Source organism: Youngimonas ophiurae (nom. illeg.) (genome assembly GCF_049803795.1).
Lineage (GTDB): Bacteria > Pseudomonadota > Alphaproteobacteria > Rhodobacterales > Rhodobacteraceae > Thalassobius.
Genome location: NZ_JBNAGJ010000002.1, coordinates 470,113 through 489,133, shown reverse-complemented (window position 1 = coordinate 489,133; position 19,021 = coordinate 470,113). Strand labels below are relative to the sequence as shown.

8 protein-coding genes are annotated in these 19,021 nt (G+C 62.2%); 1 reads left to right on the top strand and 7 read right to left on the bottom strand.

Translation table 11 applies throughout. The features are described 5' to 3' along the window. Positions 1–74: 74 nt before the first annotated feature. From ACP15O_RS06805 to ACP15O_RS06780, 6 genes are all read right to left on the bottom strand, one after another. Complete coding sequence (locus tag ACP15O_RS06805; RefSeq protein WP_425095295.1) at positions 75–716, bottom strand: 4'-phosphopantetheinyl transferase family protein; 642 nt, start codon at positions 714–716, stop codon at positions 75–77. After that, entirely contained in the window at positions 713–5,233 is a 4,521-nt protein-coding gene (locus ACP15O_RS06800; RefSeq protein WP_425095294.1) for a MupA/Atu3671 family FMN-dependent luciferase-like monooxygenase, read from the bottom strand. The genes ACP15O_RS06805 and ACP15O_RS06800 overlap by 4 nt, the downstream gene beginning before the upstream one ends. A gap of 5 nt (positions 5,234–5,238) precedes the next feature. Then, positions 5,239–6,261 (bottom strand): glycosyltransferase family 2 protein, encoded by a 1,023-nt coding sequence (locus ACP15O_RS06795; RefSeq protein ID WP_425095293.1) that lies wholly within the window; start codon positions 6,259–6,261, stop codon positions 5,239–5,241. Further along, positions 6,258–12,590, bottom strand: coding sequence for a type I polyketide synthase (locus ACP15O_RS06790; RefSeq protein WP_425095292.1), 6,333 nt, complete (start codon positions 12,588–12,590; stop codon positions 6,258–6,260). Before ACP15O_RS06790 ends, ACP15O_RS06795 begins: the two co-directional genes overlap by 4 nt. Positions 12,591–12,716: 126 nt before the next feature. After that, positions 12,717–14,033, bottom strand: coding sequence for an oligosaccharide flippase family protein (locus ACP15O_RS06785; protein WP_425095291.1), 1,317 nt, complete (start codon positions 14,031–14,033; stop codon positions 12,717–12,719). Between the two features lie 81 nt (positions 14,034–14,114). Further along, positions 14,115–14,945 (bottom strand): glycosyltransferase family 2 protein, encoded by an 831-nt coding sequence (locus ACP15O_RS06780; RefSeq protein ID WP_425095290.1) that lies wholly within the window; start codon positions 14,943–14,945, stop codon positions 14,115–14,117. Between the two features lie 112 nt (positions 14,946–15,057). On the opposite strand from ACP15O_RS06780, the gene epsE reads away from it, so the two are divergent. Further along, on the top strand, positions 15,058–16,251 hold the full coding sequence (gene epsE / locus ACP15O_RS06775; RefSeq protein ID WP_425095289.1) for an exopolysaccharide biosynthesis GT4 family glycosyltransferase EpsE: 1,194 nt from the start codon (positions 15,058–15,060) through the stop codon (positions 16,249–16,251). Between the two features lie 3 nt (positions 16,252–16,254). Here the strand turns inward: epsE and ACP15O_RS06770 are convergent, their stop codons facing one another. Then, a complete protein-coding gene (locus ACP15O_RS06770) occupies positions 16,255–19,008 on the bottom strand; it encodes a calcium-binding protein (protein ID WP_425095288.1) in 2,754 nt (917 codons plus the stop codon). Positions 19,009–19,021: the final 13 nt, after the last annotated feature.

Below are 19,021 nucleotides of genomic sequence, written 5' to 3'. Positions count from 1 at the left end.
ATCGGGCAAAACTGGGGCAAGCCCAGGCTGTACGCATGCGGCGAAAATGTGGCGATAAATGGGGCACCGTGGGATCAGCCGATCAGAGCAGCCGTCACAATGTGATCCGAATCGATCAGATACCGCCCGGTCAGTTGCTGGCCTGGCTGGAACTCTCCGGCTTTCAGGCGGAAAGTGGCCGAGAACTGGCCGCTGGCATCGCAACTGATCTGCAAACCGTGAAAATCGAACAGGGTCCGGCTGAGCGGAAACTGCGCCTTGTAGGCGGCCTCTTTGGCACAGAAGATCAGTTTCGCATATTGGCCGGGATGCGCGGCGGCGTCGGCTTTTCGTTGTTCGGCGGGCAGCAATACCGTGTCCCACAGCGCGCGCTCTAACCCCAGGGCGGGTTCAATATCCAGCCCAACCGAGCGCGCGGCGCGCGTGGCAACGGCCAGGCACATATCCTCGCAATGGGTGATCGAACCGGCATACCCTCGTGGCCAGATCGGGGCGCGGTCAGCGTCGGCAGGCAGCGCGCAGGCGGGGCCCTTCAGCGCAGTCAGAGCGGCGCGGGCGGCGGTGCGCCCGGCTTGAAATTCGGCCCGGCGTTTGGGAACCGCGCGGGCCATTTGCGCCGCCTCTTCTGGATAGAGAAAGCCCGAGGGGCGCTTGGGGTCTGTAACCCCAACACCCACCGGGCATTCAAAAAGCGCTGCGATTTGCGATGGTGTCATCCGGTGCGCGACATCCGCCGGGCGCGCATCTGGCGACGTTTCGCCATGGCGTCCGAGCGGGTGGCCTTTTGCTCTTCGGTATCGGTGGCCGGTGCCTGGGAGGAGGCACTGCCGGTCATCTCGATCACCTTGGCGGACAGGGCGGACAGAACCGGGAAACGGAAGATATCGGTGATCGACAGCTTCTCCGCCCCCAGTTTCTGACGGATTTCCCGGTGCGCCTGCACGGCCAGCAGGGAATGCCCCCCCAGCGCAAAGAAATTATCCCTGGCTCCGATATTCTGTACGCCCAGGATGCTGGTCCAGATCGCGGCGATGTCCTGTTCCACCGTGTTTTCCGGCGCAACATATTCGGCGGTTTCGGTCTGCGGGCCTTCGGTGGGCACGGGCAGGGCTTTGCGATCCACTTTCTTGTTCGGAGTCAGCGGGAACGCCTCCATCTGCATGAAGGCCTGAGGCACCATGTAATCGGGCAAAGCGGCGGCCAGACGATCCCGCAGTTTCACCGGACAGACCTGGCCCGAGGTAGTGTAATACCCCACCAGACGCAGCGCGCCGGGGGTGTCCTCGCGCGGGATGACAACGGCCTGACGGACGGCGGGGTCGGCATCCATCAGCGCCTCGATCTCGCCCAGTTCGATCCGGTAGCCGCGGATTTTCACCTGATGATCGGCGCGGCCGATAAAGTCCAGCCGCCCGTCATCACGCCAGCGCACCAGATCGCCCGTGCGGTAGATGCGATTGCCGGGAACGAAAGGATCGGGCAAGAAGCGTTCCGCCGTCAGATCCTCGCGCTGCCAATAGCCGCGCGTGACACCGGCACCCCCGATATACAGTTCCCCCGCCGCGCCGACGGGCACGGGCTGCATCGTCTCGTCCAGAACATACACCTGCGTATTGGCGATGGGCGTGCCGACATTCACGATGTTTTCACCCAGCCCGGCGGTCTGCGTCGTGGACCAGATCGTGGTTTCCGTGGGGCCATACATGTTTTCGATGGTGGCGCTGGTGGTTTCACGCAGATCGTTGACCAGCGCGCCGGGCAGGGCCTCGCCACCGATCATCATGTGTTTGACGTGCCCAAGGGCAAAGCGCGCCTCGTCATTCATCGCGATCATCCGCGCCATGGACGGCGTGCATTGCAGATGGGTCACGTCATGGCGAATGATCTGCGCCGCGATCGAGAAATCATCCGCGTCCAGTTCGGCCTGGATATTCGACTGCTCACGCACGCGTGCCAGGTGTTGCAGCCCGTCCAGAACCGTTTGTTTTTCAATACCATAGTCGATCAGGCAGGCGATTTCATCCACGCCGATACGTTTAAGCTGTTCCACCCGGTTCAGACAGTCGTCGACGGTGCCAAACAGGCCCGAATCCTCGAAATACCGCAGGAAGGCGAATTCCAGGATGGCGTCCAGCTCGTCTTCGGACAGGTTGCCAAGGTCCAGTTCGAACGGGTTGCTGACGCCCTCGGGGCGTTTGAACGCGGGGAAGACCCAGGCGAATTGCTTGATCAGCGCGGCGGCCGAGCGCAGGTAATCCTTCATCGGCCCACGGGCGATTTCGCGCGCTTTTTCGCGGTCCTCGGCCACGAAAGTGTGCAGCATCAGCGTGACCTTGAAATCGGCCGGATCATGCCCCGCCTCGCGCAGCGCCTCGTGATAGAGGCGGATTTTCCCGGCCACTTCGTCCACCGACTGGCCCAGCAGGTGGGTCAGCACGTTGGCGCCGATCTTGCCGGCCTCTTTCCACGTTTCAGGGTTGCCAGCGGTCGTCACCCAGACTTGCAGCTTCTTGGACACGGGGCGCGGCTGCGTCACCACGGCGTGGGTTTCGCCATTGCCCAGCGGGAATTCCACCTCGTCCCCGGACCAGAGCTTGCGCAGGGTTTCGATGCTTTCCAGCATGGCCTTTTTGTTGTTCGGGGGGCGATTTTCGGGACGCAGCACAAAATCATGCGGTTGCCACCCCGAGGCAATGCCCAGCCCGGTCCGCCCGTTCGTCAAGTTATCAATCACCGCCCATTCCTCGGCAATGCGGGCGGGATGGTGCAGCGGGGCGACGCAGCTGCCCGCGCGCACGGCCAGGTTTTTCGTCAGCGCAGCCACGGCAGCGCCCGTCACCGAGGGGTTCGGATACGGCCCGCCAAAGGCGTGGAAATGCCGTTCGGGCGTCCAGACAGCGACGAACCCGTTGTTATCGGCGAACTTGGCGCCTTCGAACAGCATCTCGTATTTATCGCGGCCGACGCCATCGTCATTGCCCCAGTAATACAGGCTGAATTCCATCCCCTTGCCGGTGACATTCATCGCGCCCGAGGACACAAGCGCGCGGTTCTCATCGCTGCTGACGACCAGCTTGAAGCCCCGCGCCAGGGTATAGAACAGCTCCAGCACCGAAATGTCGAAGGACAGGCTGGTCACGGCCAGCCAGGTGCCGCCCTCATGCGGGATACGGTCATCCATGCCGGTGAAAAAGTTCGACACGTTGCGGTGCTCCACCATCACGCCTTTTGGCCGCCCGGTGGACCCCGAGGTGTAGATCATATAGGCCAGATCCTCGCCGCGCGTGCCCGCATTCGGGTTATCCGTGGGCGCGGTCAGGATCGCCGGATCGCTGTCAATTGCCACGATCTGGGCGGTGCCCTTGGGCAGCTCTGCGACCAGCGATTGCTGCGCCACGATCAGCGGGCAACCGGAGTCTTCTATATACAAAGCAATCCGATCAGCAGGGAAGGCCGGGTCCAGCGGCACATAGGCCCCGCCCGCCTTCAGGATGCCAAGCGCCCCGACCAGCAGATGGACCGAGCGTTGCGTGTGCAGCCCCACCAGCGTACCGGGTTTCACCCCCTTGCCGATCAGAACATGGGCCAGCTGGTTGGCGCGGGTGTTCAGCTCGGCATAGGTCAGCTCTTCGCCTTCGAACACCAGCGCGGGGGCGTCCGGGGTTTTGGAGACCTGCCGTTCGAACATCTGGTGGATGCACAGCTGATCGTCATAATCGGCCTGTGTGGCGTTCCAGTCGGTCAGCACCAGTTGGCGTTCCCCATCGGGCATGATGTTCAGCGCCGAGACAGGCCCGCTGACTCCTGCGGCCAGTTTATCTAGGCGCGCGGCCATGCGGGCCAGTGCGGTTTCAGACACGCGGGCTGCATCGGCGAACAGCATGGCCTGAGCGCCATCGTGAAACAGGGTCAGCGCCGCACCGGGGGCATGTTCAGGGACACAAGACAGAGCCACATCCGGCACGGCAATATCCGCCAGATCGGGGCGGCGGGCAAAGGCATCGGCGGGGAACCCGCCCTTGGCCTGCGCGCGTTCAATCTGTGACCGGATGGCCTGCGCCTGATCGGCTGCATCGGCGTGCAGGTTCACGCGGATCGGAGCCCAACCCGTGACATGCGGCGTGTCCGCTGTCAGGATCAGCGACAGGTCGGCGGTCTCTGTTCCCGACAGACGCGCTGCGATCAGGGCCATCGCCGGCAGCAGATGATCGCCCGCGCTTAATGAGATCTGGCGGATGCCGGCGTCTGCGGTCCGGGTAAAGGCCAGACGGACAGGCGCGTAGCTGTCCAGCACCGGGCGATAGGCCAGCTCGGCCTCGACGGCGGGTTTCATCGTCTCGGTTATCGCGGGGTCGGGACGATCCAGAATATCCCCGGCCTTGGGCAGCTTGGCGCCGTTCAGCAGGGTCAGGCCGCTTAGGCTGATCGCCCCATCCGAGGTGGCCACGGTCAGCGTATCCGGGGTGGTCGCCAGCACGGTGCCGGGGGCCCCCTGACCGGCAGCCGAATCAGCATGACGCAGCAGGATCACATCTTCACCGAGCTGCGCCTTGGGCAGAAACAGAGGGTTGCGGAACGTGTCATGATCCAGCGCTTTGACAAAGCGCAGCAGATCGGCCGTTGGGCGGTCAAAATCCAGAACGGCGGCGGCCTCGGGGCGGTCCTTCAGCCCGAAATAGCTGCGCTGAGACAGATCCTGCGCGCGGCGCGCCGGGGCCTTGCTGGCCAGTTGCTGAACCAGCGCCGGAAAAGTCTGTATCGCGGCTTCGTAGCAGCGGGTGTTTAGCGTCAGCGCCGTGTCATCGGGGGTGATGTCGAACAGTGCCTGCTCCAGAATGTCCCCCTCATCAATGCCCCCTTCGATCAGGTGCCAGGTGATGCCGTGCTGCGGCTCACCGTTGATCTGCGCCCATACGGGGGCGTTCAGTCCGGCATAGCGGGGCAGGGGGCCGTCGTGGAAATTCACCGCGCCCTTGGCTGCCCGTTCCAGCAGAGCCTGCGGGATAATGTCCAGATTGGCGATTGACAGCAGCCAGTCATAGCCCACATTCACGCGGTCTGCCAGGCCGGGGCCTGCCTCGATCACCGTCAGCCCCTTGCCTGTTGCCCAGGCCGCGACGCTTGCGTTGCGGGTCACGACCGCGCACACCGTGTGCCCCTGCGACAGCAGCACGTCTCCGCACTGAATGGCGAGCGATTCATTTCCGATCAGAAGCGTGGAAAAATTGGACATGGTGACTACTCCGGTTTGCCCTCTGCGTCTGGAACAGGGCGCGCAAGGCTGGGTTCACGCGCCCCGACCGAGGCACGCAGAATGGATTTCAGATCATGGGCCAGCAGGCTGCGCAGAAAATGCGGCGCCATGCCGGTGGGTTTGCGGTCCAGCTGGCGGCGCAGCCAATACAGCCCCCCGCCCAGCAGATGAACGCAGGTGGCAGCAACGGCATAGGCTGCGCCATGGTTCTTGGTGAAATAATGCAGGCGCGAGTCGAACCAATAGTCCGGAACGCGGGCCCATTCCTTCATCCCGGTCGAGACCGAGCCAATATGCATCACCTGGCTATCGCGCACATAGACCGAGCGATACCCCTTGCGGTGGGCGCGCAGAAACAGATCGGTTTCCTCGAAATACAGAAAGAAGGTTTCGTCAAACAGGCCGATTTCCCGAAGGGCATTCCAGCGCATCAATACGCTTGCGCCTGCCATCCAGTCGGCTTGGGCATTTGTCTGCGGTACGGGCAGGGCGATGATATGCCGACGCAGCAGCCGGGACACAGGCCCAAAGCGAATGGCCCCCTCGAATTCTGACGCAACCGAGGGGAAGCGGAACAGGGTCTGATGCGGCGCTCCGTCCTCGCCGTGGATGTAGCTGCCCGCGCACCAAAGCTGTTCGTCCTTATCCAGCGCGTCAATCAGCCGGCGGATGGCATCCGGAGCCGGGAAAGCGTCCGAGTTCAGAATATACACGAAATCCGGCTGTGTTCCGTCGCTTAGCCCCGCGCGCATCCCCACGTTATTGCCTGCGCCGAACCCGCCGTTATGGCCGGATTGCAGGATGCGCACACGGTTGTTCTGATCCCAACCATGCGCTTGCGTATGGTTTTGCATCTTCTCAAAAGACCCATCGCCCGAGTCGTTGTCCACCACAACGATTTCCCCTGCGATACCCTCCATTGCGGTCAGCGCGGCTTTGACTGCGCGCAGGGTCATATCCGGCGTGCGCCAGTTCAGGATAACGGTCAGAAGCTTGGCCTGAGTCATTCGGCAGCCTCCGGCAGCTCAAACGACGCGGCCTCTGAAATACACTCGCGGATGCGGGCGGCCAGAACGCGGACATTGGGCTCCAGAACCATCGAGTCATGATCCCCCGGCACCTCATACACGGCGATGTTGGGCGCGTGTTGGGCCCAGTCGTTATCGTCCAGCACATAGGCGCGTTCCGAGTTCACCCAGCGGCCCGGCCCGACCTCCCATTTCCCAACCAGAGGCGGGCGGAACAGGCACAGCGGGCCGTCCCACGGGCGGACACGATACTTGGCGACGGAACGCAGGAAGGCCTCCTCGATCTGGGCGTTGTGGAAACTATGGGCGGCCTCGGGCTGATCGGGCTGAATACCGCGACGTTTGGCGATTTCCCATTTCACCCGGTTGATCGCCCATTTCGCGATATAGCCCAGCCCGCCGGCTTTTAGCTCTTGTTTCTGGATCTCCATACGGTCCTGACGGGTCAGCGGGCGGCGCACGGGCAGAGGCGTGTCCAGCAGCGCCAGAACCTGCACCTCTTCGCCTGCAACCTTCAGCTGTTGCGCGATCTCATAGGCGGTGATCCCGCCGCCTGAAAATCCGCCCACCATATAGGGCCCGTGCGGTTGCACCTGGCGGATTTCGGCGATGTAATCCCGCGCTGCCTGCACCAGATCGTCATGCGGCGCGTCCTCGCCATAGAGGCCGCGCGCTTGCAGCCCATAGAAGGGCCGGTCATGCCCCACCAGATGTGCCAGATGACGCAGGTTCAGCACGTTGCCGAACATGCCCGCCACCAGGAAGAACGGCGTTTCCGGCCCGCCCTCGCCCGAGTGCATGGGCACGATATGGGTAAAGCGGCGCTTGGCTGCGGTGGGCTGCGCGTCCTTGGGAGTCACACTTTCGGCGGAGCCTCCGGCCTCAGCGATCAGGGCGGCGCATTTGCGGATCGTTGGCGCCTCGAACAGAACCGAGATTGGGAAGTCCACGCCAAAGACCTTTTTCACCTTGGCGAACAGGCGCACCGCAACCAAGGAATGCCCGCCCAGATCAAAGAAACTGTCCTCGGCCCCGATCTTATCGACGCCCAGAAGATCCTGCCAGATGGTGGCCAGCTGCTGTTCGGTCTCGCCTTCGGGGGCAACATATGCGCTGTCCAGCTCGGGGCGTTCAAACTTCTGTTCGGCGCTTTGCGTGGCTTCGGTCATGGCGGCCTGAGCGATCAGCCCCTGCAAATCCATCGAGGAAACAATGACTTGTGGCAGGCCTGTCGTCATCGCGCGGAAAAAGGCCTGCGCGCCCTCGGACGGGCGGATACCCTGCGAAAGGTTGTGCCGCAGGCGCTGCTCGGCGGGGGACAGCGGACGCGCGGCAGGCTCGGCCTGCGGAGCGCTGTTGCGGCGCGCGAACTCGAATCCCTTGTCCAGTTGGCGAATGGTGAAGTCTTTGATCACAACGCATACGGTGCCGTCTGGTTCGCAGATCGTTACATCAAAGCTGGCGGTCATGCCATCTGCGGAATTGGCGCTGGCATTGCGCACATGGCTGACGATCCGGTCCTGAATCGGCTGAAACACCCGGACCGAGCCATAGGACATCGGCACCCACAGATGGGTGGGCTGATAGCCGTCGATCAGTTCCATCGCCCAGCCGGTGGCCAGGTCCATCAGGCCCGGATGCAGGCCGCAACCGTCCCCAGCAAAGGTGGAATCCAGCGACAGATGCGCCAGCCCCTCGTTTTCGCCCAGGGCTGTTTTGCGCAGCACATGCCAGCGCGGGCCGAAGATCAGATGTGCCTCTTGCGGGGAACGGATATGCGTGTCCGAAGTCTGAACCCGCGGGCAGCGCGCTTGGATTTCAGCAAGCGGCAAGGCCGCAGGCTGGCGGATTGGCAACAGGGAAATCTCGGCCTGCGCGTTTTGTTCCAGGGCCCCATCCGGGCCGGTGCTTTCGACCCGGAAATCATACCCCAGATCGGATCGCGGCAGCGTCACACGAACCGAGCGCCCCTGATCGTCCACCTGCAAAGGGGCCAGAAAGGTCAGGTTGCGCAGCTCGAACGGGCCGGTTTCCCCCTGCGCCCGCAGGGCCTCGTAGGCCAGTTCCAGATAGCCGGTGCCAGGCACCAGGGCCTGCCCTGTGCGGGTGCGGTGTTCGTCCAGAATCCAGCGATCCTGCGGGGAATATTCGGCCCAAAATGTCCGGTTGCCGTCAGTGTCGAAACTGGCCCAATCCAGCAAAGAGCCCGAGATCGGCTGCTCCGGTGCGGGCTCTTGCGTTCCGGTGCGCGCGGCCATTGCCTCGGCGGCCATGCCGACATCGGCCCAGATCCCCCAGTCAATCGCCAGCACGCGGGTTTTGCCGCCCTGACGGGCCTTGGCAAAGGCGTTCAGATATTCATTGGCAGCGACGTAATCCACCTGCCCGGCCGGCGCCGTCACCGTCGAGGAGGACGAAAACAGCACCATCCAATCCAGGCTACCATCGGGGAACAGCCCGTCCAGCACCTGTGTGCCGTGGATTTTCGGGGTAAAGACATCCTCGATCTGGGTCAGGGATTTCCCCAGGATCGGTGCGTCACTGATGACACCGGCGGCATGGATCAGGCCGGTGATCGGGCCGAATTCGGATTCGGCCTGCGCTTTGGCGGCTTTCATCTCTTCGACATTCGACACGTCGGCACCGATAACCAGAACTCTGCCGCCCAGGGTTTCAAGCTGTTGAACGGCCTGAATGCGGCGCACGACCGAGGCACTGGGCGCGGTTTTGGCCAGCACGTCCTGCCAGTGTGCGCGATCGGGCAGGCCATCGCGCGACAGCAGCACGAGGTTGGTGCCGTGTTGCCTGATCAATTCGGCTGCGATGGTCAGGCCAATTCCGCCGAATCCGCCAGTGATCATCACAGTGCCGCCGTCGATGGTGACGGGGGTTTCGGTCAGATCGACGGGCCGGTAAATTTGGGCAAAACGCTTGGATCCGCGTTGGGCGGCGACGCTATTGGCAGGGTTGGCCAGCAGTTCCTCAAGCACCGGCTGAATATCCATACGCTTACGTTTGGTTTCAATATCCAGAACCGTGCAGGTCATGCCGGGGAATTCACGCGGGATCACACGGGCAGGGCCCATGACGGTGGATTTTTCCGGATAGGGCAGCGGTTCGGATTTCACCTGCGCCGCGCCCGATGTGATGACTGTCAGATGCGCGTTTTCGACACCCTCGTCGCTAAGGGACTGAGCCAGAAACGTCAGCGCATAGAAGCCTTGCTCTAGGTTGCGATGAAAGAAACTGCTGCCGGGGCGATAGCTTTCTTTTTCTGTTACCAACCAGAAATGGCCGATCCTGTCAGGCAAGCTGCCCTGTGCTGCCAGCGTCTGCACCAGCAGGTCATAATCCTCGCGCCCCCGCTCGGGCGAGAGGACGAAACTGTCGTCCGAAAGCTGCGCGAACCCGTCGCCGGGCACCACGGTTATCACACGGTGCCCGCCGGTGCGCAGACGCGCGGCGGCTTGCTCGGCCACGCCGGTATCGTCTTGAAAAAACAGCCAGGTTTGCGGGGCGCCCAGTTCCTCGGTTACGTCCAGATCAATGTCCGCGAACGCGGGTTTCCAGAACGGGCGATAGCCCCAGCTTTCCAGATTATCCGAGCGCATGAGGAATGCCTCGGGGGTGTCCGTCTGCGCGGTGCCCGGCTCGATGAAATATTCCGACCGCTGAAAGGCATAGCTGGGCAGGGGCACGCGGTTGCGCCGCGCGTCTCCCCAGATTTGTTGCCAGTCGATTTCGACACCAACGGCCCAGACACGGCCCAACATGGCCATGAAATACTTATCGTCAAAAATCTGATCGTCCGGGTGGCGCAGCGTCCCGATCACCTGGTTTGCCTGCACGTTCGGATGCTGCCCCGTCAACGAAGCCAGAGCCTTACCCGGACCGACCTCAATAAACACCCGTTCGGGCTGCTCGCTGAGCGTGGTGATCCCATCCGCGAAATGCACGGTTCCGCGCAGATGCTGCACCCAGTAGTCGGGATTTGTGGCCTCGGCATCCGTTATATACGCACCCGTACGGTTTGAGATGAATGGAATTTGCGGCGGGCTGAGTCTGATCGACCGCAGGTAATCGCCAAACGGTTTCAGAATGGGATTCAACATGGCCGAATGCGCGGCGATGTCGATCGGAATACGCTGCGTTTGGATGTCCATCCCGGCCAACCTGCCTGCCAAGGCGTTCAGCGCGTCCTGAGCGCCACTGGCCACGCTCAGCCCCGGCGCGTTCACGGCGGCAAGATCCAGATCATCGCCCAGCAGAGGGCGCAATTCGGCGGCATCCATCGGCACGCTGAGCATACCACCAGACGGCACCGTATCGAATAGCGAGCCGCGCAGATGCACCAGCCCGATACAGTCCTCAAAGCTCATCACGCCGGCCAGACATGCGGCGGTATTTTCACCCATCGAATGGCCAATCAGCGCGGCGGGCTTTACCCCCCAGGACATCCACAGCTGCGCCAGAGCATATTCGGTGATCATGATCAGCGGCAGCTGCGCGGACGGACGTTTGAGCGCCTCATTCGCGGCGTCCTCGGCCCCCTCTTCGGGCAGCCACAGCGCGCGGATGTCGTAATCCAGCTTGGGTTGCAGAACCTCCAGCCCCTTGTCCATCCAGTCGGCGAAAACCGGCTCGGTTTCATAGAGATCCCGCGCCATGCCCGCGTATTGCGCGCCGCCGCCCGGAAACATGAAAACGACGTCCGGGTCCGGGCCCACCACCTGGTGGGTGAACACGCGGCGCGGGTCGTTTTGCTCTAGCAGACTGGCGGCTTCGTCATGCGTATCGGCCACGATCACACGGCGGCGATCAAAGGCACGGCGTCCCTTGTGCAGGGTCCAGGCCACGTCGGCCAAGGGTTGATCCATACGCTGGCGTAGGTGCTGCGCCAGGCGTGCGCCGCTATCGTCCAGGGCCTTTTTCGACCGGGCCGAAAGCGTCAGCAGCTGAAACGGAAAATCCGCGGCGTCCGAGGGCGCGCGTTCGGGTGCCTCTTCAAGCACCACATGCGCGTTCGTGCCCCCCACGCCCAATGAATTCACCCCAGCACGGCGCGGCCCTTTGCGGCTGATCCAATCGGTCAGCCGGTCATTCACCCGGAAGGGCGAGCCATCGAAATCAATCGCGGGATTCGGCTTTTCATACCCTAACGAGGGCGGCATCTGTTTATGCGTCAGGCCCAGGCTGGCCTTGATCAGGCTGGCCACGCCCGCCGCCGTATCCAGATGCCCGATATTCGTCTTTACCGAGCCGATCCGACAGAACCCCACCGCATCCGTGCTTTCGCGGAAGGCGCTGGTCAGGGCGGCCACCTCGATCGGGTCACCCAGATAGGTGCCGGTGCCGTGGCATTCGACGTAATCAATCGTGTCGGCGGGAATCTCGGCCAGCGCATGAGCATCGGCAATCGCGGCGGCCTGGCCTTCGACGCTGGGGGCCAGATACCCGGCCTTATCCGCGCCATCGTTATTCACCGCCGAGGATTTGATGAGGCCCCAGATGTGATCGCCATCCTTGATCGCGTCTTCAAGGCGGCGCAGCACGACGACACCGGCGCCCGAGCCAAACACCGTGCCCTGCGCGCGATGGTCGAACGCGTGACAATGGCCGTCGGGCGACAGAATCTCGCCCTCTTTGAACAGGTATCCACGGGCGTGGGGCAGCTCGATCGTGACGCCGCCCGCCAGGGCCATGTCGCATTCCCCGTTCAGCAGCGACTGACAGGCATAATGCGTGGCCACCAGAGACGTAGAACACGCCGTCTGCACATTCACCGAAGGGCCCTTGAGATCCAGAATGTGGCTAAGCCGCGTGGACATGAAATCCTTATCGTTGCCGGTGTGGCGCAGCAGGAACATACCCACGTTCTGCACCAGATCGGGGTTCGAGCAGATGTTGAAATAGAAATAGCTGCCCATGCCGCAGCCCGCGAAAACGCCAATGGGGCCGTCGAAATTCTCGGGCATGTGGCCGGCGTTTTCCAGGGCCTCCCAGCTGACCTCAAGGAATTGACGGTGCTGCGGGTCCATGATCGCGGCGTCCTGCGGGCCAAGGCCCCAGAAATCGGCGTCAAACCCTTTGAACCCCTCCAGCACGGCGGCGGCGGGGACGTAATCGGGGCGGTCGATCAGGTGAGGGGCCTCTCCGGCCTCGATCAGGTCATCGCGGGTCAGGTGACGGATGGATTCCACGCCGTCGCGCAGATTTTGCCAATACTGATCAACGGTCTGCGCCCCCGGCAGGTGCGCAGCCATCCCGACAATTGCAATGTCAGCTCCTGAATGCTGTTCGTCCGTCATAAAGCCCACTCACACGAAAATATCCAAGCTCGTTTATGCCAATAAAATAAGGTCTCAATAGGGCGCTAGAGTGAATTTCTGGTCAATTTTGTCATTTTGGCCAGATTGTTCACGATTCTGGGTAACTTACTGAATAAGGTGGGAAATATCATCCCAATGCAGCCAGAACACCGATGTGGCCAATACTGTGCCTGCCCCAAAGAACACCAGATCGTGCAGCGGATCCCAGGCCCCCTGGGCGCGCGCCAGCCAGATCACCACGGGATAAATCGCCACCATCGCTACGCCCTGCGCGATCAGAGCGCCAAACAGGCCGCCCATCTCAAATCCGATCAGCAGGCTCAGAGTCATCGCCACGGCCTTGGCCGCCGACAGCACGAAAAACCGCTGAGAATCGCCCTCGGCCAGGGCGGCCTGATCGTAGGTCAGCACGATGATCTGAGGCACCTGCATACAGGCCAAGGCCACCACCACCGGCCCGGCCATCAGATAGCGAGGATCGTACAACACCTGCACCAGCCACACGCCCAAAAGAGCCACCGTCAGCAGCATCACCATCAACACGCCGGTGGCGATGAACCGCATTTTGCGCAGTCTCAGGAAATTCTCGCGCGATTGTCTGGGCGGGCTTTCGCGATGCACCGGAATGACGACCCGGCGGATCACCATCGCCCCCAGAAGTAGGGGAAAGGACGCCAGGAAATACCCGATATTGTAGACGCCGAACTGATCCAGATCCAGATACTTACCCAGGATCAGCTTATCCCCCTGCATGATCACAAAGCCACACAGCGTGGACAGGAAAATCCATTTGCCGAAATGTATCAACTCTTGGGTGGCGGCTTTTTCCAGGCGGAACCGATTGCCCGGCCCAGGGATCAGCACATGCATAAAGAGCAGCTGCGCGACCGAGCTGACAATCCCCGACACCACCAGCGCCCACACGGACCGCGTGGCATAGGCCAGCGCAATCGCGGCAATCAAACCGACAACCTGGGTGGCGATCTCAACGATGGTGACGCGGCCGGCGCGCATATGCCGGTTCGCGGTTTCGAACTTCGTGGGGTTGAACCCGGTGATTAGCAGCGTCAATGCCGAGACCGGCAGATACCAGGCCAGCGCGGGTTCCTCGTAGATCAGTGACAAAGGATAGGCCAGCAGGCAGGCGGCCCCCCACAAAGCGCCGCCGCGCAGGATTTGCAGGGACCAGGCGGTGTCCAGAAACGCGGGCTCGTCGCCGCGTTTGCTCTGCATGATGGCGGGGCCCACCCCCATATCCGAGAACATCGTCAGCCCCACCAGAAACACGGTGATCAGGGCCATCATCCCAAAGGCCTCGGGGAACAGAATGCGTGTCAGCACCAGGTTCGACAGCAGCCGCAGCCCCTGATACGAGGCAAATCCCACCATGGTCAGCAAAGAGCTGCGCACAGCCCGTTCCATCAGGCCTCCGCCCTTTGTATACCGCCCGACCACCCGGCTGATCATTTGGAATCCTTTTTTTTCAGTGTGTTGGCCATTGCCTTAGCGCCCCCGAATCCAGTCCGCGCCATCACGGTCCGGGGTCAGTTTCACGCAAAGCGCGACCCCGGCATATACCACAAACCCTAAGGGATGGCGCAACATTAACCCAAGAAGCATCGGGACAGACATGCGCGGTTTGGTATCGTTCGCCAGCAAATCCGGATAAAGCGCGCCAACCTGATCCACGCCGATATTCTGCCGTCGCCGCACTTTGATCAGGTTCGAGAACCCCTCGACAATCGGCCAGTCATAGCCGGCGCGCGTCTTCACCCGCTCGGACGGGGCAAAGCTGAGCCGCACAAAGGTATCGTCCGAGATGATGTCGGGAAAATCCCCCCACCGTTTGCGCCCGGCCGCGTTCACTGCGAACACACCGCATCCGGGCACATCCTGAGCAAAGAACGGCACCCGCGCATAGATCTGACGATAGGCGCGGCTGACCCAGGTTTCGGGCTGCGCGATCCGCACCGAACCGCTGGCATAGCGCGGTTGGTCACCGTCCAGCACCCGCCCGATTTGGCCGATCAGCGCAGGGTCCACCACCACGTCCGCATCCAGATAAATCCGCTTGTCCCCCTGGGCGATGTCATCCGCGCGGTTCATCGCGTTCATTTTCCCACCCTCGGCCAGGTCCAGCACGGCCAGGGCCCAGCCTCGGGCCTTTAGCGCCGTCTGTCTACCCTGCGCCGCCTGCACCGTCCGGTCTTGGCAGGCATTGGCGGCGACGATCACCTCGACCGGCTCGGGCGTCGCATCAGAGCGGGCCAGGGCATCCAGGCACCGGCCGATCATCTGCTCTTCGTTATTCGCAGGGATGATGATGCTGATCATGTAAAGGCTCTGCTCTTTCTTGCCGGGGCACAGAAATATCGGTGGTTTATGTTTTTAATTGGGCCGGAACGCGGTTTATGTTGCAAGTGCGAATAACACCGGGATCCCGTCCATGCCGCGTAAACTTGCGTATCTTGTGCCCCAGTTTCCGGGTCAGACCCACATCTTTTTCTGGCGCGAGATTCAGCATCTGGAAAAGATGGGCATCGAGGTGCATCTGTTCTCGACCCTGCCGCCGCCGCCGGGGTTGATCTCGCATAGCTGGTCGGATGAGGCGATGGCACGGACGACCTATCTGGGCTCGCGCTCGGTGTTGGATTTGATGCGGTCGCTGCCCCGCCTGCCCTTGGCCGAGCTGATCCATGAGGTGCGACGCGATGGCCGCGCCGTGGCCAAGGATGCGCTGATCTGCATTCCCGCAGCGCAGCGGCTGGTGCGCGAATGTCAGGCGCGCGGGATCACGCATATTCACGCGCATTCGTGCGGGCGCGCGGCGATGATTGCGGCTTTGGCCAATCGGTTTGGCGGGCAGGAGTATTCGGTTACGCTGCATGGCCCTATGCAGGATTACGGCCCCGGACAGCATTTCAAATGGCGCCGCGCGCGGTTTGCGACGATCATCACGCAGAAGATCTATGGCGAAACGCAGGCAGAGCTGGGCGCTGATTTTCCGGCCCGCGTCACCGTTCGGGGCATGGGGGTGGATACTGATGTTCTGCGGCGGGATGCGCCTTATCAGCCGCCCAGCGAGGGACAGCCCTTGCGAATTTTCACCTGCGCGCGGCTGCATTTCGTCAAAGGCCATCAGGATTTGATGGATGCGATCGGGTTGCTGGTGGAGCGGGGTCAGAACGTCCGGCTGGACATCGCAGGCGAGGATGACGATGGCGGCTCGGGGTATCGTCATGTGCTGGAGCAAAAAATCCGGGCTTTGAACCTGTCAGCGCATGTGACGCTTTTGGGGGCGATTGATGCGGATGAGGTCAAGCGCCGCCTGTGCGACGCGCATCTCTTTGTTTTGGCCAGCTGGGCCGAGCCTTTGGGAGTTGCCTATATGGAAGCCATGAGCTGCGCGACCCCCACAATCGGCACCGATGCCGGCGGCGTGCCCGAGCTGATACAGAACGGGCGCGACGGGATTTTGGTGCCTCCCAAAGACCCGCAGGCCATGGCCGATGCCATTGCGCGTCTGGTGGGCGATCCGGATTTGCTGACGCAGCTTAGCGCGGCCGGGCGCCAGACCATCGAGCAGCGCTTTGCCGCGCGGCTGGGGGCGGAAACGCTGGTTTCGGAAATCTGGCCCTAAGGGTCAGAAGGCCAGTTCCAGCCGGGTGCCGGGTTCGGATTCGAATTCCAGGGCTTCGATATCGCGCAGGGCGATTTCTCCGTCCGGGCCGACGGCCAGCCAGGTGTCCCCCCACAGCGCCAGCGCGTAATCGTCTGAAATACCGGGTAAAACGGCGGTATCCGTGCCTGTGCCCCCGTGGATAATATCCGGCCCGCCGCTCGAGACGATCCGATCATCCCCGCCCTGGCCCATCAGAATATCCATCCAGCGGGTGCCGATCAGCTCTTGGTTGCTGGCGTCGCCGGGCAGGAACACACCATCGTCAAACGCGTCCTTTGGCCGGGTTTCCCAATCCGAAGGGCCGCTGCGATTATGAGCCATCAGCGCATCCCATCGGGGCGATTTATCCGCCAGATGCCGTTTGGCCCCCCAGCTGCCCCATTTCGAGGGCTTGGCCACATCCACAAACCCGTTGAACAACACACCGCCTGATGCCTGCCAACCGTTCAGCAGCAGCTGATATAACCCGCCGATTTCGGGCGCATAATTATACGCGGTCAGGATGCGCGTCAGGTCTTCGTTATCGACCCATTCATTCAGCCCCACCAGATGAGTGCCGCCTTCGTACATGATCAGGCGCAGGCCATACCGCTGGGCGGTTTTGGCGTGATAGGGAAATACCTCTTCGGTCAGGTTTTTCAGCGGGCCATCGCGCAGATAGGCGGTCAGTTTTTCCGTCAGAATGCCCTGCGTGTCCCAGCGCAGCAGGCGCGCGGGCATTTCCGTGTCATCCCCGTCCAGGCCGAAATAGCCGGTCACGGCATAGGCATCAAAGCTGTCGGCGGGGCGCGGCAGCCCCTCGGCTACGGCCAGAGGCGCGTCCAGAAGGGCCGATTCCAGCCCCGGCCAGCCGGTATGCACGCCCGCCACGCGGGTCAGCCGTTCGGTGCCACCAAACACGCGGGTCCAGATGTCCATCACCTGCGCCGCGCGCATCCCTGTCCATTGCATCCAGGCATCGCCCTCGGCCCCGTCCCAGCGGGTTTTGGCCTGCTCGATCGCCCAGCGGGTCTGTGAGAACAGGAAATTCCACATCTCATTCGAATATTCCACATAGGCCTTGCGGCGCGGGTCCAGATGATCGCGCACATAAGTGGCGAACGCCTCGATATAGGCGTCATCGGCGGCATGAGGCATGTTGAACCACGGATCCGCGCCGATCTGATTGGCCAGTTGCACCATCACCTCGACGGGGACGCCGCGGCGGCCATAGGTGTAATCTTGTGGGACGGGACGGTTCTGCCAATCGCTGACGAAAGAGCCATTGGTAATCATCCAATCCATGAAACGGATGACGCGCAGGTCTCGGATCAGTTCGACCCACAGAGGGTTAAACGTCACCCCCATATCGTACAGATCCGCGTGATCCTGATGCACGATGGCGATGTTGCGGATGTGATCGTTCGGATCGGTGGCCAGAATGGACACGGCAACGGGGCCTTCGCCCGGTTCAAAGGTAAAACTGACCTGGCCGGGCTCATACCGGGCATTGCGGGCGCGGCCGCCAACGCGCAGGGTGCCGGTGCCCTCGTAGGTCAGCCGATAGCGGCCGGTGAAATACTGCGCCTCGCGGGGCAGATCCGTCAGCAGATAGCTTTCCAGCTTGTCCACACCTTCGGGCAGTTCCATTGGCCAGCCGTGTTCGTCCAGATACAGTTCTTCCTCCAGCTGGGTGGCCTCGAAGCCGCCGAATTGACCGTTCACATGGCCTAGCCAGGGGCGCGCGGTCTTCATCACGTTCAAAAAAGGGTACTGAGTCGCCCAGTCGTGAATCCCGTCCAGCCCCATCGCCAGGGCAGGCTGAGCAGAGGTCGGCACCGGGGCCACGCTGTTCAGCGCGGCGCGTTTGGTGCCCGTGGCCTGCGCGACCAGCGCCGAGATTTCCGCATAATTCGCTCGCACCAGCGGATGGATCGAGGACGGCAACACCAAAGCCGCAGGAGGCGCCACATCATAAAGCACCGCATAGGTCACCATTGCCGCCAGAAAATAGGTGGTGGGCGTGCCATGCGGGGCGTCATCCAGATAGAGATCGGTGCCCTCCAGCTTTTTCAGCTCGGGCAGGGCATAGATTTGCGCCAATACGCTGGCCACCGGGATCAGCTCTGGCGGGTTGGAGGGGTAAATCTGCCCCAAAGCCTGCACATAATCCACGTACCAATCATGATACTCCCCGCCGTTGGCGCGGTGATATTTGCGCAATTGCCGGGCCGAGGGCGGATAGCGCCCGATCACCACACCCATATCGGCCCAGCCCTCGTAGACGAACAGGCGCGTCTGGGGCCCAGCCAGATCAAAGGCCATCTGCGCGGCCTTATTGGCGGTCAGCCCATTGGGATTGTTTTCGTCAAAGGATTCATCGGGGCGCAGGTATTGGATGAAGTTCGTCGGCGTCAGGATCATCGCGTCATAGGCTGACACATCCCCGCGCCAGGCGGATTTCACGCCCTTCACGCTCCATTCAGCCTGGGGGGGCAGTTTACCCATGATGTCCTGAAGGAACACCCAGGTGCCATCGGCGCGCAGCTCTTTGCCGGCGGCCCTGGCGATATAGTTCAGCCAATACACCGCCGAGGTCTCATGCGTGTCGCTGGGGTGTTCAACCAGGCTGTTGCCAAAGAAATAGGCGGTGACTTGGCTGCGTTCGGTCGCTTGGACGGGGGGGCTGACCAGCAGCGACAGACAGGCCGCCAGCCAGAACTTGGCAAATCGCATGAGCTTGGGGTTC